Genomic DNA, 19135 nt, shown 5'->3' with positions numbered 1-19135 from the left:
AAAAATGAGGCTTCCTAAATTGAAATTTTATGAAGAATATTATTTTGCAGGACTTTTACTACCTACTTCATAAATTGTATTTAAGTCTTTTATAGAAACAGTTGCTTTCTCACCATTGCTCCATACAACTTCTGCAGCATCAATTTTATTACAAGTTCCTAAACCTACATGTAAATAGGTATTAAAAGGATGCGAAAACGAAGAAGACGTTTCACCAACAACTCTTTTGTAGACCTTTCCACAAGATTTAATCGTTAAAACAGCACTTGTTGCTGTTGCTTTACCAGAAGGAGAATACCCAACTTTAACCGTTACAAATTTATTTGAATTTGATGCATAGTCATTTGTAAATAAATGCCATTTTCCTCTTTCATTAGAAACTATAAGATCTAAATCGCCATCATTATCATAATCAAAAGCATCTGCTCCCATACCAGTAGATCCTAATTCTTTGGTAATAATTCCGTGATTTTCATCGCGTTTAAAAGATTTTCCTTCTTGATTTAAATATAAAATCTGTTTTGTTTCTTTTGATGATTCTCCATAACGCAACACAAAAATATCTGACCAACCATCATTATTAAAATCAGCAATTGCAGTACTGCTTGTTTGTTCCTTAATATTAATTCCTAAAATTTTGGTTACTTCTGTAAATTTACCATCCTTATTTTCTAACAATTTTGCAGGTAAATCTTTTAGCTTAATAATTTCTGGTGAAGTCAAAACATTGTGTAAAACAGCAGAAGTTGGTGAATTTGTATGTCCGCCAATTCTCCACATTCCATCACCTAAATAGCCAATATACAAGGCTTTCTTTTTGGTATCTGTTGGGTATCCTGTAGCCTCTTTTCTAGTAACCGTTAAATCTTGATGCCCATGATTATCCTCTGTACGTTTCCAAAGTTTCTTATTTGCACCTAAATAAACATCAAAATTAGGAAATGCCATTTGTAGATTCTCTATTTTTAAATCGCCTGCTACTTTAATATTATTGTAATCAAATTTTGTTCTTCTAGCAAAAAAATAAAAATGTTTGTTTACAGCATCATAATCACTTTCTGCATCAAAAGGATGTTTAGAACGAGTTAGAAATAAATCGAAATCTCCATCATTATCATAATCTATTTGCGAAACACTGTTTACCAAATTTGTATTAGCTAAACTTCCCAAAACTTCTTTGGTTACTTCTACAAAACCATCAACTAAACCTTTAACCAACACCAATTCTCGCCCTCCGTGAAAAAGTATGTCTGTAATACCATCATTATTATAATCTAATAAAGTAGTACGCATCCCCATTCTGTCTGCGTTAGATATGTAACTGTTAAATTTAAAGGTTGATTTAGCATCATTTCTATATAAAATATTTCCTTTTTTTAAAGCCTTCAACGTAGGAAAAGCTGATGTTACTAAGTCTAATTTTCCATCTTTTTTGATGTCGACAAATTTTGCAGCCCTTCCTCTACCTTTTTCAAAGTGCTTAAACTCGCCACCTTCTTCTATACTTCTATCTTTATTGACATGATAATATCTAGGTTTTCTAGGATTTTTGCCATCTCCTCCACCAGGTTGCACAATAATATCTACGCGTCCGTCAAAATCATAATCACTAATAGCTATTCCATGCGTATCTCCAAAAATAAAAGGATCTCCTAATTCAAAAACACCTTTATTATTCCAATATATTTCTACTCTTCTAGAATGTTCTGTCAATAATAAATCTAAAAATCCATCTTGGTCTAAGTCTGCAATTACTGCATTGTCAAACTTTCTTCTATTTCTATCTTCTAAAGGAATAATCCCACTCTTTTCAGAAAAGGTAAGTCCATTATTTTCTTTTGAAGTTGAAGACACTGTAGTAATTACAGTTGATTTTGACTGTGTAACACATCCAATAGCAAAAACACTTAACCCAAGTATTGCAAATAGAAAAACCTTTTTGTTTATGATCATTTACGTTTCCTTTAATTTTTTGCTAAATTACCTTTCCAACCTTTGTTAAACTGTACTAATAATTGCTTTACCAATTCTGGATTTTCATCAGCAACATTTTTTGTTTCTGTAGGGTCTTTAACATGGTCATATAATTCTACAAACAAAGGCTCACTTTCTGGTTTGGTATAATCTTTCCAAACAATCAATCTATAATTTGCTGTTCTCATTCCATAACCCATTAAGTTATTTTCAAACATTTCTCTGTCCCATTTAGAACCTACTTGCTTTTTAATTTTAGCTTCTTGCTCTTCAATTAAAGGACCAAAATAGGTTTCACGCATTCCTTTAGACAACGGATTTGCAGCCCATTCTCTTAAAGCTGGATTTGGAAATTGACTAAAAACAGCCGTTTTCCATTCTTGTTTTGGATCTGATAATAAAGGCACAAAACTTTGTCCTTCTAAATGTTTTGGCAATTCTAAACCTGCCAATTCAGATAACGTAGGATACATATCTACCAACTCTACCAAGGCATCAGTACTAGAACCTCTAACTTCTTTTTTCATATCTGGAGTCCAAATAATTAAAGGCACTCTTGTACCAATTTCATAATTGGTTGCTTTACCCCAAATACCCATTTCACCTAAATGCCATCCGTGATCTGACCAAACAATAATAATGGTATTTTCTCTTAAACCAGCCTCATCTAAAGCGTTAATCATTTTACCAATTTGAGCATCTACATAACTTACACAAGCTAAATATGCATGCTTTAGAACTCTTGCTTGTTCATCACTAATAGGCCCTTTTTTAGGGATTCCATATCTAGCACGCAACTCAAAAGAAGGGTGTAATCCCATTGCTGCACCACCTTCTGGCGCATTTGTTTGATCCGTTAATTTAATATCTTCAGGGTTATATAAATCCCAATATTTTTTAGGTGCTAACCAATCTAAATGTGGTTTTTTCATTCCCATTCCTAAGAAAAAAGGCTTGTCAGGATTTTTCTCTAACATATCTTTCATCGTTACAATTGCCAATTCTGCGTTGTAACCATCTTCATAAAAAGTATCTGGCACATCTGCATTTTCATAAGCGGGTCCTTTTCCTAAACCATTTCTTGGCGCATCTTTACCATACTTAGCAATCATATCTGCCTGGTTTTTTTTAAACATGGCCTGACTTTCTGGATTTGCAAAACCACCCGGAGTATTGCTTTTTTTAATTGTCATTTTATCATAAGCAGGTTCTCTACTCCAAGACATTCCTAAATCTGCAAAGGCTGTTTTATGATAAATTTTACCTGTATATGTAGTTTCGTATCCGTTATTTTTAAAATGCTGCGGAATGGTAATAATATCAGGATTTGCATCTCTAAAATACGTGAAATTTTCGATTACCTTAATCGTTTCTGGTCTTGCACCCGTCATTAAACTTGCTCTAGAAGGACTACAAATTGCTTGCTGACAATACGCTTTATTAAACATCAAGCCATCTCCTGCCAATGCATCTAAGTTTGGCGTAATTGCAATTTCCGATCCGTAAACACCCAATTCTGGACGTAAATCATCAATAGCTAAAAAAAGAATATTTGGTTTCTTTTTAATTTCGGTTTTTTCTTCGGCCTTAGACTTGCAACCAAATGCAATAGCTAGCACTAAAAATAGTTGAATGAATCTCATTATTTAAATTTTTGAAGTATCAGTTAATAATATACTGCAAATTACAGTACTATTCTGAGATGAAATTGCTGAATTATATCTTTTAATATATCAAAATTACCATACTTATAAAAAGTGAAGAGATAAATGATGATTACAACAAAGATTTATTTCTTCTCTTGAAACTATTTAAAATTTCATTTTGTTCTGCTGATAAATTTTGATTTCGTAAAAACCAATAAGTTCTTCTAGCTTTTATAAAATCTGCTTTCAATAAAGGAAAAACGTTTTCTACCACTTTTTTAGAATTCGGATTTTTAGATTGCATTAAATCTAAAAAAAAAGAAACTTCTTGATAGGTTTTTAACTTCTGAATATCATTGCTTAAGCGATCCAAATAAGAAGTTGGCACCTTATAATTTATTGATTTTAAAGATCTAATTGTCGCTAATTTTTGGGCAGTTCCTCCACTTACAAACACCTCTTTGGTGGCAGAAAAATAAATGCTCGAAGGTGACTTTTCTAAATAATAAAAGGTTGATTTTAGTAGAGATTCTTCTTCTAAAACTCTTTCGGTTATCCTATTGATAAAAGGTGTTTTATAATTTTTTCTTCGTTCTAAATCAATTAAAGCAATATCAAAATAAGTGTGATTTTCATCAACCAAAAAAACTTCTAATTGTTGCTCTGTTACCGACTTACCTGTAATTTCTTTAATTTTCTGAACAATTTCTCCATATGCCCAATGCCACAATGTAAAACACGTTAAAGCAGCGCCAGGCACTGTATCTTCTTCATCTAACTCTAAGGCTGTTGCCCCAGAAACGGCATCTGCATCCCCATGTTCATCAACTACCGTTAGTATTTCATCAATATAAACGTCTTTAAAAGGAGATGCTATATTTGCTAGAATACTGTGTAATTTCGGATAATCTTCCGGATCAAATATAGCATCTTCATATTTTTCTAGTGTTGCTCCATTTTCTAATTCATAACGTTGGTATTCACCTAAATTATTCCAAAATATTCTTACGGGAATAACTTTGCAAACTTGCTCTAAACAAATTACAGATTGCACATCCATATAATAATCTGTAGGAAGTCCGTTTTCATCAACATTCTGATTCAGAATAACTGCTACAGATTCCTTTTCCCCAGGATGATTGACAACGATTTTATGTTGAATGGGTTTAGTTGAATTTAAAGGAACCTCAGCGCCACTAATCAAAAAAAGTGGAAGCAATATCCATAAATATGTTTTTACAAAGTTTATCATCAAATACTAAAAAAAGTTAGTGTTTTTAGACCTCACAGGTTTTAAAAACCTGTGAGGTCTTTAATTATTATGCATAACAACGCAATTCGAACAACTTCACGTTTTCTGCACCATAAGTTTCTGTCATTTTTACTCTAATAGCGGTCGTTTTTACGCTGCTAAACTTCATTTTAATCAAACGTGTTCGATTGTCCGTAATAGCACCTAATGCTACCCATCCCCCGTTAACTCTTGCTTCAAAACTTAAAGCTTTCAACATTTCTTTAGGAACGGAGTTTCCATACAAATCGTCGTTTTTACTGTCTTTACGCATCATAATATTACGTTTTACATTGGTATCACACTTAATTTCTATGGATGATAATGTAATTGGAGATTCCCATTCAGCCTGAATTTCAGCTGAAAGTCCATCTGATTGCCAGTGATTAATTTCTCCGTAAATATCTCTCGAAATTCCGTTTGTTAAATTTTTAGCATCACCAGAAGAAGTAGATGAACCAAAAATGGTACTTGCTTTTTTAGCCAAATCTTTTGGGTCGTTTGCATTTCTCTTCGGAATAAAAACATCATCTCTCATTAATTGCTCTTGTAATTCATTAATATGCTTTTGACCAACTTCTCTTGGCAAAACATTGTATTTATTACAAATTGTAGCTGCTGTCCCCACCGCTTGACCTTGCAAAGCACACGTTGCCATAATTCTACTAGAAGAAAGTGCAATATGCGTCTGACTTACATTTCTACCAGCAAACAATAAATTAGACACATTTTTAGAATACAAACTTCTAAATGGAAATTGATATACTTCTTTAAAGTGATAATGAAAATAACTTGGTGGCTCAGAAATATTTTCAATTCCACCAGGATTGTGCTCATCTAAAGACCAACCTCCAAAAGCAACCGCATCTTCAAAATGTTTGTGCTATGTCATGTCTTTTTCAGACAAAATATGATCTCCTACAAAACGACGAGATTCTCTTCTTCCGGGTAAAGAACCTACCCAATCTAAGGCTAAGTTTTCCGCTTCCGGAAATTTTCCTGAATTTTTAATATAATCCCAAACCCCATGTAAATAGCCCATTAATTTATGTCTATTTACTTCTGCTTCGGCAATAATATCATCTTCACTCCCAACTTCTATCCACCAAATTCCTTCATGAAAACCTGCAAATTTCCTCCTTTCACTTGCACCTTCATGCGTGTATTTAATAGCATAAGAAGGAGGAGAATATTTCATCGGTTTCCCCATATCTTTAGAAGACATTAATAAAGTTGCCCCCATTTGCCAACCATCTGGCTCGTCTGGTGCATATTTTTCATTAAACTCTGCCTTTCCTTCTCTACCTGTTCTATATTCCGCGCCAGAAGTTGCAGCTAACAATCCATCACCAGAACAATCTATAAAAATAGGAGCATTTATAGTAAACATTATTTCTGTAGTTGCTTGCCAACACATTGCAGATTTTATTTTATCTCCATCCATAACGGCTTCAATGGCTTGGGTATTTAGCATTAATGTGATGTTAGGTTCTCTCACCACAAAATCGTACAAAACATGATCAAAAACAGGAAAAGCTTCTTGCTCATTTTCAAAACGATTGTGTAACAAAATTTCTTCAATGATCCCTGTTTCTCGTTCTGCTTTTCCTTTTATATTGTTTACTCCGTTTAAATGCACGCACATTTCACTTGAAGCATTTCCACCCAAAACGGGTCTATCCTGAATTAAAACAGTTTTAGAACCATTTCTTGCCGCAGCAACTGCTGCACAAATTCCTGCGGCTCCACCACCAATTACAGCGACATCATATTCATCTGTTTTTTTTCTTGAATTTGTCCCTGTTTTCCCCGTTCCTAAATGATACCATTTATCATTTTCTCTATCATACACCATGTCATTTGCACTTGCGCATGAAGTTGCTATCATTGGTATTGCTCCCACCGCTATTGCAGCTGTTGCTCCTTTTTTGAAAAAATCTCTTCTTTTCATTTTTATATTGTTTTTGTGTTAAGCATTAAACTCTCTCCCAAAGGCGCAGGAGTAGAAAGAGTGATGTGTCAAAATAATAAAACTCACTCTTTCATTATTATTACACCAAATCGTAAAAAAAACGTATTCATTTGCGCCTTAGCGTCTTTGCGAGATGTTTTTTAAATAGGCCTATTTCCCTGCCAACCTTTATTAAATTGTAGCATTAATTTTTCAACTAATTTCGGATTTTCATTAGCAATATTCTTCGTTTCCGTTGGATCTGTTTTATGGTCATACAATTCTACAAAAACGGGTTCCTTATCTTTATGCAATCTATCTTTCCAAACAATAAACCTGTACTGTTCAGTTCTCATGGCATAGCCCATTAAGTTGTTTTCAAACAAATCTCTGTCCCATTTATCTTTTTGTTGAAGTTTTATTTTCTCTTCAACTTCCTTTAACAATGGACCAAAATAAGTTTCTCTCATAGCTTGTCGTATTGGAAAAGCGCCCCATTCTCTTAAAGCAGGTGATGGAAACTGACTAAAAGCAGCCGTTTTCCATGCTATTTCAGGGTTCGATAATAAAGGTTTAAAACTTGTGCCTTCCACATGTTTAGGAATTTCTAAACCTGCTAATTCTGCTAACGTAGGATACATATCTACCAGTTCTACCAAGGCATCTGTTGTTTTTCCTTGACTTCCTTTTGGCATGTCTGGAGTCCAAATTAATAATGGAACTCTTGTAGCAATCTCATAATTCGTTGCTTTACCCCAAATCCCCATATCTCCTAAATGCCAACCGTGATCACTCCAAACAATTATAATTGTGTTTTCTCTTAGGCCTTCTTTTTCTAAAGCCGTAATCATTTTACCAATTTGAGCATCCACATAACTTACACACGCTAAATATGCATGTTTTAAGGTAATTGCTAACTCTTTATCAATAGGGCCTTTTTTAGGAATTCCACTTCTAACTCTTAGCTCAAAAGAAGGATGTAAACCCATGGTTGCTCCGTTTTCTGGACTTTCGGTTTGGGTTGATAGTTTAATTTTTTTTCTATCGTATAAATCCCAATATTTTTTTGGAGCTACCCAATTTAAATGTGGCTTGTTAAATCCTAATCCAAGAAAGAAAGGCTTATCACTTTTAGCATTCATCTCCTTCATGGTTGCAATAGCCAATTCTGTATTATAACCATCAGAATAGGTATTATCAGAAACATCTGCAGATTCATAAGCAACACCAGAAGCTAAACCATACTTGGCTACAGCACCATATTTAGCAACCATTTCTTTTTTTGTTTTTACACGATCTTCATTGTTCTTTTTTAATGCAAATCCTACTGGTTTTTTAACACCTTTCATACTATCTAAAGCAGGTAATCTACTCCATGATTTCTCATCATCTAAATCTCCATGATGAAAAATTTTACCTGTATACACAGTTTCATATCCGTTATTTTTAAAATGTTGTGGCAAAGTAACCACATCCGGATTTGCTTCTCTAAATTTGATGTAATTATGAAAAACACCACTAGTTTCAGGACGAATCCCTGTTAATAAACTTGCTCTAGATGGACCGCAAATTGCCTGCTGGCAATACGCATTTTCAAACAATAATCCTTGTGTTGCTAGTTTATCTAAATTAGGACTTACAGCAATATCAGATCCGTAACAACCCAATTCTGGACGTAAATCATCAATACCTATAAAGAGGATATTAGGTCTTTTCTTAATTTTTTCTTGTTGATTTTCAACTTTCGATTTACAACCAAAAGCAAGTGTTAAAATCAAAATTAATTGAACTATTTTCATGTGATAAAAAATTACTTTTATTATTTATTTGTTAACTCTAAAATCTTTTTTCTCATTATTGGATTCCAGATTTCATATCCCAATTTATTTAAATGCATTCCATCCTGAATAAAAATATCCGTTTTCAATGTTCCATCTGCATGCAACATCGGAGTGGCTAAATCAATAAAATAAACATTTTTTTCTTTTTTACTAAAATCCAAAAGCTGTGTATTAGCAATCGCTTTGTTCTTGCGGATATCTTTCCCTATAAAATCATCTACCATTACAGGTTTCATAGAAAGTAGTAAAATAGGTGTTTTAGGAAAATCAGCTTTAATCTTCTCTACCAGTTTCTTAAACACATCTACAGCTTCTTCTGGCGCTTTTCCTTGCTCAATATCAATATCACAATAAATGGCGATAATTGAAGGATTGTATTTTTTTATAAGTGCGTTGTAATGAAATATAATTTCATGCATATTCATACCTCCAATTCCTCTGTTAATAACAGAAAAATTTGGAAATGAAATAGACGTTTTCCAACCAGCAATACTAGAACTACCAACAAATAAAATTGAATTTTCTGGAAATGAATTCTTATCATCAAAATTCTGAAAATTAGCAACTGCTTTTTCAATTCTATCGTTCCTTTTTATACTGATAGTATTACTAGTTTTTCTAAATTTATCTTGATTTTGATGAAACAAAGACATCGCCTTTTTATACTTTTCTGGATGTAAATTATAATCTAATTTATGATCCTTCCAATATGTTCTAGATTCTTTATAAAAAGAATTTCTAACGGCATCAGTTACCACCTCTTTTTTCAAGGAATTCTGAAGAAAATCTACAAACTGTGTATCGTTAAATTTGGTTTTTTCTTGGGAAACAGTAGCATTACCAAGACACAAAAGCAGTATTAAAATTAGTCTAGACATTTTATATTTTTTTTGGTTATCAATGAATTTTTGTTAATTCTCAGCTCTAATATTGTTAATTAATGTTGTTTTTTATATCCTGAATGGTTTCAAAAACCTTGTAGGCATAAAATTTGAAAATAAATTAGTTTATTTACTAAACCTACAAGGTTAAAATAAGACCTTGCATAAGCAGAATAATATTAATCTATCGCCAAAGGCAACCAAACACTCATTTCTGAAACACCTCTATTCGACCAGGCAAAATAAGGTACGAATTGTACATTATAATTCTCAAATTTTGGATTTGATAATGTTCTGTACATTCCTTCTTTTTTATCTTTTCTAATTTTAATATTTCCTGAAATAGTAGCAACTCCATTTAATAATTCCGGTTTATAAGTTGCTGTTAATTTTGATTTTATTGGTAAATACACATCTAAAATATCAGTTCCTTTTGGTAAATCTGGCGTTTCTACGCAATACACAACTGGACCTCTTTTTATAGCTGCTTGATTTCTTACTTCTTCTATTAATGGATTCCCTTCTAACAATTTAATATCCATAGGAAGATTTAAAGTAATAACATCTCCTTTTTTCCACTGTCTATTTAAATTTGCAAAAGTCCCTGGTTTTCCAGCTGTATTTTGAGTTTTTCCATTTACAGAAATTTCAAAACTAGTTGCCCAATCTGGAATTCTTAATAGTACATCAAAGGCATCATTTTTACATTCATCAATTGTAATCTTTATGTTTCCATCCCAAGGATATTGAGTTTCTTGTTTTAATTTTATGACAGATCCATCTTGTAATTTTGTATCCAATTTATTCGCTCCATATAAGTTTGTAGCAATTCCGTTTTCTGATAAACTATAAGCCCAAGCAGAAGATTTAGCAATAGTTCTCACTAAGTTTGGTGGACAACAAAAACAAGGAATATAGCCAACTCTATCGGGATAATCTGTACCACCCATTTTATGATTCGCAGTTCTTCTTAGCGGATTTGTATAGAAATACGAATCTCCTTTTAAGCTGATACCAGAAAGGGCACTATTGTACAAAACCAACTCCATAACATCTGCATGCTTAGACTCTCCTTTTATATTCAATATTCTATAATTAAACATGGCGTTACACAAGTTTGCACAGGTTTCATTATAAGCATGTGCATTGTGCATTTCATAATCTACGGTAAATGCTTCATGTACAAAATCTCTATTCGATGAACCTCCATCATGTTTTTGTCCGCAAGCTCCAGTAACAAACATTTTTTTATCTACAATGTTTCCCCAAATTCTATCTAAGGCATCAATTAAAGCTTTTTCTCCAGTTTCTGCATACACATCTGCTGCTCCTGCATAATAATACAAGGCTAAAACAGCATGACCAACAGCTTCATCTTCTTCTCTTAACGGAGTTCTCTCTTGTGTCATATCACCAATATTGTTATATCTAACTGATGGATGCGTTTTTACTTTCGACTTCCCTCTCATATTGATGAAAATTTCTGCCAACTCTAAATATTTTTTATTTTTTGTGGTTCTATACAATTCTACCAATCCCATAATCTGGACTTGATTAAACCCCATACGTGCTAATTCTGCAGATTGAGGTTGAAAAACATCATATAAATTATTTGCGTTTTTAATTGCGATATCTAAAAAATTAGTTTTCCCCGTAACTCTATAATAAATACAAGCAGCAATATATAAATGACCACTATTGTACATTTCATGATACTTTCTTTCGGAAAATGGTTTTCTATTTTTATTGGTGGTTATCTGTGTTTGTAAATACCCATTTTCTAGTTGTGCTTTTCCTATAATTTCAATTAAATCATCTAACTCCTCAATAATTTTTGGATCCTTATTAATTGCATATATGTAAGTTGCAGCTTCCATCCATTTATAAAAATCACCATCATGCCAACTAAACCCTTTATGCTTGCCTTCTTTTAGTCCTGCCGCTATTTTAAAATTGTTTAAAGCATGACCAACATCACCTTTTAAAACTTCCCCCATATAAGGCACCATTACTTCCTCTGCAACTTTAAATTTATCGGCCCAAAAACCATCTGTCCATTCACAATCGCCAATATTTAAACTTTTTAATTTAACATACGGACTGTTGGTATAATTAATAATTCCTTTACTGTTATCTAAATCTAAAACATTTGTTTTACTGGTGCTAATTGCTAACTGTTTCGGAGCCTCTTTAGATTCCTTACACGCTATAATCAGCAAAAAATAAAATAAGATAATAGGTAGTTTTTTCATTTTATTTAGTTTAAATATTCACTTGTGCATGTCCTCCTAAAAATCCAGTATAATCTTTTAAATCATCCACTACAATTAAAAGAATATTTGGCTTTTTACTTTGAACAAAACCATTTAATAAGAAGCTTACTAAAAAAATGGTAAAAAACATTCTTAATAACCTGTAATTACTCGTGAGTTTATTTTTAACCAAAACTATGGAATCATATTAAAAATCACACTAAAAAACCAATTACAAAAACTTAACATTCATTATAATTTTTATTTAAACAACTTAATACAAATAATTGTTTATATTTAAAAAAAACATTATATAATACTGTATATGAAAACATTAAACAACTTACAAAAAAGTTTTTACCTTATAATTATACTTAACATTAGTGTTTTACAGTGTTTACAAGGACAGCAATTAAAAACTCATTTTAAAGAGCATATAATTCCTTTAAATATGCCTTTTGATTCTATTTCTATTTTTTTAACTAAAACAAAAGAACAAGCAGTAATAAAAAAAGACAGCACTTTATTAATTAACACCCTTATTACTCAAAGTAGATTTAATAGATTTAACCTAGATTACTTAGAAGCATTTAGTTTTGCAGGTGAAGCCCTTTTTATATCCGAAGAATATAAAAGCCCACTTTTAATAGCAAAAGCCAATGAAGAATTAGGTGTTTTAACCTATCTATATAAACAAAACGAAGAATCTGAAAGCTATTTTATTAAAGCTCATGAACTATATAGAAAACTATATAAGCATCACAAAATTGACGTATCAGAAATTTACAAATCTTATTATAATTTAGTTTTACACTATCAACGTATTGCGGACAAAGAAAACCTACAATCTTATATTGATAGTTGTATTGTTCTTTCAAAAAAAACGAAACTACCTCCTATCTATTCTATTTTTCTTGACGAAAAAAAAGCAAGTATTAGCGAGTGGAATAGTGCTCCAAATGAAGCATTAAAACTACTAAAAAATGCAGCACAGCAATTAGAAAATAGTGGACCAAATTCTGGATTAAAAAACAAGGACAAGAAGTTTTTGCTAATTATTTATGGCAGAATTGCAATCATCTATCATAAAAAGAACGACCTTAATGAAGCAAAATTTTATTTTGAAAAATTCGCTAAAATAAAGGGCGATTTAGGAGAAACAACCTTCTATAAATCGTTTTTATACTCACGCTATGCGGAAGTTTTAAAAGAACTAAATTTATTTGCACTAGCCTATGAATATGAAAAAAAATCTAATGATATCAGCAACGCTTTACTAAACCCTAGAAACGAAAAAAACAAAGGTTTTTTAACCATTAAAAACTATTACAAAGAAGAACTTATTAAAAAAAGAGAGCAATTAAATATTAAAAACTTAGAATTGGCTAAAGAAAAAGAAGCCCTTCTTAATTTTAGAATTACGATGTTTATCATCCTATTTTTAGTAATTATTTTAACCTTAATTTTTAGACAAAGAATTAAAAATTTAAAGTTTGAAAAAAAGCAGCAAAACTCTAAAGAATTATTAGACGTTAAGAACAAGGAACTCACCACAAACACGCTTCAATTAATAGAAAAAGAACAAGTAATAAAACAGTTAAGCGATTTTATTAAAGAAGCAAATCCGGGAAACAAATCAAAAATAATTTTAAAAACAATAGAAAGAAGTTCTACCAGTTTATGGGATTCTTTTAATAGAAGATTTAATCAACTTAACAAGAGCTTTTATGAACGCTTACAAGAAAAAGTACCCGATTTAAGTAGAGCAGACAGAAAGCTTTGTGCATTGATAAAACTTAACTTTTCGGGAAAAGAAATGGCACACCTTTTAGGAATTTCTTTAGGAAGTGTACATGTTGCAAGACACAGATTGCGTAAAAAAATGAAACTGGAAAGACATCAAAATCTAACCAGTTTCATTACTTCTATATAAATACAACCTCGTATTTATTTAGTCTATTTTTTAGTAGGCAAATCTGTTAACATATCTACTTCAAAAGTTTCGTTGTATTGTGGCATTTTACCGGCTCTCCATAATTCTTCATCTTTAGCTGAATAATACCATAATGGTTGCACAAAACTTTGCGTCCATTTTTCAGTTTCAGCCACCATTTTTTTAAGACGTTCTGGATATCTACCTCCCATATTTTTCTTCTCACCAATATCTTGGGTAATATTTGTTAATCTCCAAGGTTCATTACCAACACGGGTAATTTTCCAATCTCCTAATCTTGCGCCCACATCACTAAATCCATGACGATATCTTAAACAGTAAATCATATCTTCTTTATGCGCATCTGTTTTATTAATCACCGATTCCATAATATCTTTACCTGCTATTTTTTTGTCATTCGGAATCTTAGCATTCGCTAATTTTGCAAACGTAGGATATAAATCTAAAGAAGAAACAGGAAAATCAAATTGCTGACCTTTCGCTATTTTATTCGGATAATGAAAAAACATTGGTACTCTATAACCGCCTTCCCAAGCATCTCCTTTACTACCTTTAAGAGGATAGTTATTAGCTCCGTGATCAAAATTACCACCATTATCACTCAAAAATACAATTAACGTATTGTCATATTGGTTGGTTTCTTTTAACGTTTTTACAATCTCTCCAACTCCCCTATCTACGGCATATACCATTGCAGCATACGTTCTTCTGTCCTTATCTTTAATACTCTCAAATACTTTTAAATCTTCTTCTTTAGCCTCCAAAGGTACATGTGGCGCATTGTACGCTAAATAGATAAAGAAAGGGTCCTTTTTAGTGGAAGCCAATTTAATATCTTTAATTGCTTCTCTAGACAACGCATCTGTAACATATTCGGTTTCTTTAACTTCTTTACCGTTATGTTCTAACGGAAGAATATAATCACGAATTTCTTTTCTTCCCTCTTTTAACTGTTTATCATATTCCTTTTGATATTTTGCCGGAAAATAATTATGCCCTCCACCAAGAAAACCATAAAAATTATCGAAACCTCTTTCATTCGGATGAAATTTAGGAGCACTTCCTAAATGCCATTTCCCTAAAGCACTTGTATAATAACCAGCATCTTGCAATACTTTAGACATATAAGTTTCTTGTGTAGGAATCCCCATATTATCAGCATCATTCATACTAGAATTACTATGAAGATTAAAAGCTGTTCCCATTTGTTGTGGGTAACGACCTGTTAATATAGAAGCCCTACTTGGTCCGCAAAAAGGATGCGCTACATACGCCGAAGTAAAAATGGTTCCGTCTTTGGCCAACTTATCTAATTCTGGTGTAATAATATCTGTAGATCCATTAAAACCAACATCATTATACCCAAGATCGTCACACAAGACGAATAAAATATTTGGACGCTCTTCTTGCGCTGTACATCCCATTACGCTAATAAAAGTTCCGAAGAATAATAATTTTAGTTGTTTTAAAATTTGTTTCATAATATGCTATGATTTAAAATAATATTTATTTAGTATCTGTTAAATTTTTACATTTAAGCGTTCACTATTTTTAGATTTTGAGATAATCTCAAAAAGCTTTATAGGTGTATTTCCTTCACCAATTTCAATGGTGTAAGAACCTAATTCTAAAACTTTAGGTTGATATATTTTCCCTTTAATTCTAACTGAAGAAACGATTTCTCTCGTAGCACTTTTTCTAATAGTTACTACTTGGTTTTCCTTTGACAAATCTAACGTTGGTAGTAAAAACGATTCTCGTGGATTAAAATTATCGAACTGAGAAATTGTTATTGGCCAACCTTTATACTGTTTAGAATTTGGGTTCATAATATCTACATTTCTGCCCCAACAATCAAACGTAATGGTTCTCTTAGATTTGTTGTATTTAATAACTCCAAAACCTGCAACTCTAGTAGATAATTTCCCACCTTCTTTTATTTCTTCTGACGAAGGATTTCCAACTGCTTTTACGGTAATTTTATTTTGAAATCCATCTAAAAAATCTCCCGTATATTTTGGTGAATTCTTATCTCTATTTTTTCCTGGATTTTTAGGATCCCACCAACGCATCCAATAATTAGCAATTGCAGGGGTTACAAAAGAGTAACTTGCATCTCCCCAATTGTCTACACCATGTTTTACAAATGTTGCTAAATGCTGATCTCCACCAATCATTGGTGAAAAACTTTTTCTAATTACGGACAAAGCTTTGTTTCTACCAGATTGTGGCCAACCATTGGTATCAAAATCTGCAATTATTTCTCTATCATGTTTGCCTGTATAATTATTAACCATCGCAAAAACACTTTGAGTTAATACTGTTTTCATTTCAGCATTTTCCCAATCTGTAGTCCAATCTTCCAAAAATTTTAATTGACGCTCTCCCAATAATTTTGCAGTAGGAATGTCTAATTTTCGAGTATCAACCGTTGGATCAAAAATAGCATCTCTGGTTCCTTCAGGAAAAATATCTGGCGCATATTTAGGTAAATCTAATAAACCCGACTTAAATTTCCGATCTTCTAAAATAGCAAAACTGATGCCTCCCCATTTTAAATCTGTATAATAAACACCAATACCTTGCTTTACAGGAGCAGCATCATAAGGGTCTGGCAAATGACTTGTTTGCGCTCTTTCTACTTCTTTTACATATTCCGCAGGTCTATAATAACCTCCTGAAACTCCACTTAACGTTGGTGAACTATCGCCTTCTGCTCCCCATAAATTTCCTTGTCCAACATCATGATCATCAACAATACAAATGGTTGGTGTATTTCTAATGATTTCTTTAAAATCTGTCCCAAATTTTAACCAATACAAATAATGCTGCGCATGATCATATACTTGATCTCCAGAAAAGAATAATAAATCTGGATTTAGTTTTATTAGATTTTCTACAATATCTGTTCTTGGAATATCTCCACCATGTCTTGGATAAATAGAATTACAAGTTAAAGCCGCTAAAATAAAATTCTCTTTACGAATTGGATTTTTACGAATAATTCCTTCATAAAAAGCTTTGTTATTATGCACAACTCTGTACTTAGCTTCTTTGGTATCATCCCAATTATCAATTCTAAAAAGAGATGTATAACCTGGATATCTAATTGCTGCTTTCGTTTTTTCTACCCATTTGCCATTTTCTTCTATTTCTAAAGTAGCTTCAAAAGGTTCATAATTTATAATCGGATAAAATTGTGCTGTCATTTTCACAGTATTTTCATGTACTGTATACATGGCAAATGCAATTCTATCTTCTGGTTGTAAATTTTTTGGTAAGGACAAAATTTGCCCTTTGATAAAAGATGTTACAAATAAAAATATGATAAATGTTAAAAATTTATTTTTCATCCCTAAATTATTTACCAATTACAACTGCAGTATTAGTTGCTTTTACTGTTTGTTCTAAAACTTCACCATTAGAATAGGTCACTTTTACTTTCACAGATTTACTACAATCCCCTAATCCAAAATGAACAAAAGTGTTGTGGTTTAAAGAATATTGAGAAGCTGAAGTACCTACTCTTTGTATTTGATTATTTCCGCAAGAAGAAATAGTTACCAAAGCACCTAGAGGAGAAATATTTCCTTTTTTAGAGTTTCTAACCTCTACAGTTAACGATTCATTTCCGTCAGCTAATTCATTTTTATATAAATGCCATTTAGCTCTTTCATCACCAATAACAACATCTACATTTCCGTCTTTATTATAGTCAATACTTTCTACTGTCATTCCTATTCCACCTAAATCTTTGGTCATAATATTATGTCCTTCTTTTGCTTTAAACCCAGAATTACCATTGTTTAAATACAAAATAGATTCATTTTCATACACCAATTTACCTCTTCTAATTACCAAAAGATCATCGAAACCATTGTTATCATAATCTGCAACGGTAACAGCCATGGTATGTTCTTCTAAAAATACATTTGCTTTTTTAGTAACATCTACAAACTTAGACCCTTTGTTTTCTAATAAAATATCATTTAATCCTGCTGGATGTTTAGATTCTGTGTAGTTTTTTACATTATGAACAACACCTGTAGCTGGTGCCCAAAGATATCCTGCAATTCTCCATTTTTGGTTTCCAACATATCCAATATACCACCCTTTTTTAGCACTAAAATCTGCATTATCAGGGAAACCTAAAGCATCGCTCATTACCAAATTAATATCTTTTCCAGAATGTGTTTCTCCATCAAAAACATAATCGTAAGATGCTTCTCCTATATAATAGGTATCATTATTTGGCCATTGAGATTGAAAGTTTTCCAATTTTAAAACTTCACCTGAAACAAAATCATCTAATTCTAACTCTCCTCTTTTTGAATAGAAACCTAAATCTTGCGTTTCTTTATTATAGAACGTTTCTCCTTTAGTAAACTCTAATCCTCTAGTGAAAAACAAATCCATATCACCATCATTATCATAGTCTATTTCTGCAATTGCAGTTACTTCATCAATATCATAAGGCAATACTTTTTTTGTAACATCGGTAAAAGTTAAATCGCCATTTCCTTGATATACGATTACATTTTTATCACCATATAAAATAATATCAATAATGTTATCATTATTAATATCTGTAATCAAAGTTTTTTGTCCGTTTACTTTACTTGCTGGCAAAGTTGAATGAAAAATTAATTCTCCTGCATCATTGTTTTCATATATATAGTTTTCACTTGCTCCTTTTTTTGCTCCATCAGGAAACGCAAAATTTAACAAATCTAAATCACCATCATTATCTAAGTCTGCAAACTTTACAGTTCTACCACGCATTAATGCTAAAGGCACTTCAAAATCTGTCATCGGAATAAACTCTCTTCCTTTTACTTTGTACATTTTAGAGTTTCTAGCATTACTACCAGAACCTCCACCACGTGACATAATAATTTCTAAGTTTCCATCATTATCAAAATCGCCCACAGAAACTCCGTGTAAATCTCCCATGATAATATCAAAAGGTTTTGCAAACTTCCCTTTATTATTCCACTGAACTTGAATTGCGTAACCATGGTCATTTATCAACAAATCTGGATATCCATCTTTGTCTAAATCTGCCACCACTGGCGAATCCCATTTTCTTAAATTCTTTTCTTGCCTCGGAAATTCTTTAGAAACTTCTTTAAAAGAACCGTTTTGTGCATTTAAAGAATTTACGCCAATAAAAGAGGCAATTGCACCAAGTATCAATAAGTTTTTAAAGTTGAATTTTCTTTTATTCATAATTGTATATTTCGTGTGATGTTTAAATCTAATTATATTTTATTTTCTGGCTTCAAGAACCGAAATAAAATCTAGAAATAGTTCCTTTATTGTACCTTATCATATTCCTATTTTAC

Annotated in this window: 11 protein-coding genes and 1 pseudogene; 1 reads left to right on the top strand and 11 read right to left on the bottom strand. The window is 31.9% G+C overall.

The features are described 5' to 3' along the window. Positions 1-39 precede the first annotated feature (39 nt). The 8 genes and pseudogenes from KV700_RS16060 to KV700_RS16025 all read right to left on the bottom strand — a co-directional run bounded on the left by KV700_RS16060 (position 40) and on the right by KV700_RS16025 (position 11987). Positions 40-1953 carry a CRTAC1 family protein gene (locus KV700_RS16060; protein ID WP_218598507.1) on the bottom strand — a complete coding sequence of 638 codons (1914 nt, stop codon included), beginning with the start codon at positions 1951-1953 and terminating at the stop codon, positions 40-42. An 11-nt stretch (positions 1954-1964) separates the two neighbouring features. Then, on the bottom strand, positions 1965-3617 hold the full coding sequence (locus KV700_RS16055; RefSeq protein WP_218598506.1) for a sulfatase: 1653 nt from the start codon (positions 3615-3617) through the stop codon (positions 1965-1967). Between the two features lie 133 nt (positions 3618-3750). Next, positions 3751-4839, bottom strand: coding sequence for a hypothetical protein (locus KV700_RS16050; protein ID WP_218598505.1), 1089 nt, complete (start codon positions 4837-4839; stop codon positions 3751-3753). 100 nt (positions 4840-4939) lie between these two features. Next, a pseudogene (locus tag KV700_RS16045) lies at positions 4940-6766 on the bottom strand (FAD-dependent oxidoreductase). Between the two features lie 257 nt (positions 6767-7023). Beyond that, the gene (locus tag KV700_RS16040; protein ID WP_218598504.1) at positions 7024-8661 is read right to left on the bottom strand and encodes a sulfatase; all 1638 of its coding nucleotides are present in this window, start codon (positions 8659-8661) and stop codon (positions 7024-7026) included. A 20-nt stretch (positions 8662-8681) separates the two neighbouring features. Continuing rightward, complete coding sequence (locus tag KV700_RS16035; RefSeq protein ID WP_218598503.1) at positions 8682-9581, bottom strand: GDSL-type esterase/lipase family protein; 900 nt, start codon at positions 9579-9581, stop codon at positions 8682-8684. Positions 9582-9763: 182 nt separating this feature from the next. Next, positions 9764-11836, bottom strand: a complete 2073-nt coding sequence (locus tag KV700_RS16030; RefSeq protein WP_218598502.1) for a glycoside hydrolase family 127 protein — start codon at positions 11834-11836, stop codon at positions 9764-9766. A gap of 10 nt (positions 11837-11846) precedes the next feature. Beyond that, positions 11847-11987 carry a hypothetical protein gene (locus KV700_RS16025; protein WP_218598501.1) on the bottom strand — a complete coding sequence of 47 codons (141 nt, stop codon included), beginning with the start codon at positions 11985-11987 and terminating at the stop codon, positions 11847-11849. 174 nt (positions 11988-12161) lie between these two features. Between KV700_RS16025 and KV700_RS16020 the strand changes: the two genes are divergently transcribed. Next, positions 12162-13769: a hypothetical protein gene (locus KV700_RS16020; protein ID WP_218598500.1), complete on the top strand. Its 1608-nt coding sequence runs from the start codon at positions 12162-12164 to the stop codon at positions 13767-13769. 23 nt (positions 13770-13792) lie between these two features. On the opposite strand, the gene KV700_RS16015 is transcribed toward KV700_RS16020, so the two are convergent. Genes KV700_RS16015 through KV700_RS16005 form a run of 3 tightly spaced genes read right to left on the bottom strand, consistent with a single transcriptional unit; the run spans position 13793 to position 19019 of the window. Then, the gene (locus tag KV700_RS16015; protein WP_218598499.1) at positions 13793-15271 is read right to left on the bottom strand and encodes a sulfatase-like hydrolase/transferase; all 1479 of its coding nucleotides are present in this window, start codon (positions 15269-15271) and stop codon (positions 13793-13795) included. A 39-nt stretch (positions 15272-15310) separates the two neighbouring features. Then, positions 15311-17143 carry a metallophosphoesterase family protein gene (locus KV700_RS16010; RefSeq protein WP_218598498.1) on the bottom strand — a complete coding sequence of 611 codons (1833 nt, stop codon included), beginning with the start codon at positions 17141-17143 and terminating at the stop codon, positions 15311-15313. 7 nt (positions 17144-17150) lie between these two features. After that, positions 17151-19019, bottom strand: coding sequence for a CRTAC1 family protein (locus tag KV700_RS16005; RefSeq protein WP_218598497.1), 1869 nt, complete (start codon positions 19017-19019; stop codon positions 17151-17153). Positions 19020-19135 lie beyond the last annotated feature (116 nt).

Origin of the sequence: Polaribacter sp. NJDZ03 (assembly GCF_019263805.1) — a bacterium.
Classification (GTDB): domain Bacteria; phylum Bacteroidota; class Bacteroidia; order Flavobacteriales; family Flavobacteriaceae; genus Polaribacter.
The sequence above is the reverse complement of the archived record's forward strand: the minus strand, read 5'-3'. Positions and strand labels throughout refer to the sequence as shown.

Bases quoted from the DNA above. Each gene is read 5' to 3' on its own strand.
- KV700_RS16015 (WP_218598499.1), bottom strand. From the start codon at position 15,271: ATGAAACAAATTTTAAAACAACTAAAATTATTATTCTTCGGAACTTTT.
- KV700_RS16005 (WP_218598497.1), bottom strand. From the start codon at position 19,019: ATGAATAAAAGAAAATTCAACTTTAAAAACTTATTGATACTTGGTGCA.
- KV700_RS16055 (WP_218598506.1), bottom strand. From the start codon at position 3,617: ATGAGATTCATTCAACTATTTTTAGTGCTAGCTATTGCATTTGGTTGC.
- KV700_RS16010 (WP_218598498.1), bottom strand. From the start codon at position 17,143: ATGAAAAATAAATTTTTAACATTTATCATATTTTTATTTGTAACATCT.
- KV700_RS16040 (WP_218598504.1), bottom strand. From the start codon at position 8,661: ATGAAAATAGTTCAATTAATTTTGATTTTAACACTTGCTTTTGGTTGT.
- KV700_RS16035 (WP_218598503.1), bottom strand. From the start codon at position 9,581: ATGTCTAGACTAATTTTAATACTGCTTTTGTGTCTTGGTAATGCTACT.
- KV700_RS16020 (WP_218598500.1), top strand. From the start codon at position 12,162: ATGAAAACATTAAACAACTTACAAAAAAGTTTTTACCTTATAATTATA.
- KV700_RS16060 (WP_218598507.1), bottom strand. From the start codon at position 1,953: ATGATCATAAACAAAAAGGTTTTTCTATTTGCAATACTTGGGTTAAGT.
- KV700_RS16030 (WP_218598502.1), bottom strand. From the start codon at position 11,836: ATGAAAAAACTACCTATTATCTTATTTTATTTTTTGCTGATTATAGCG.
- KV700_RS16025 (WP_218598501.1), bottom strand. From the start codon at position 11,987: ATGTTTTTTACCATTTTTTTAGTAAGCTTCTTATTAAATGGTTTTGTT.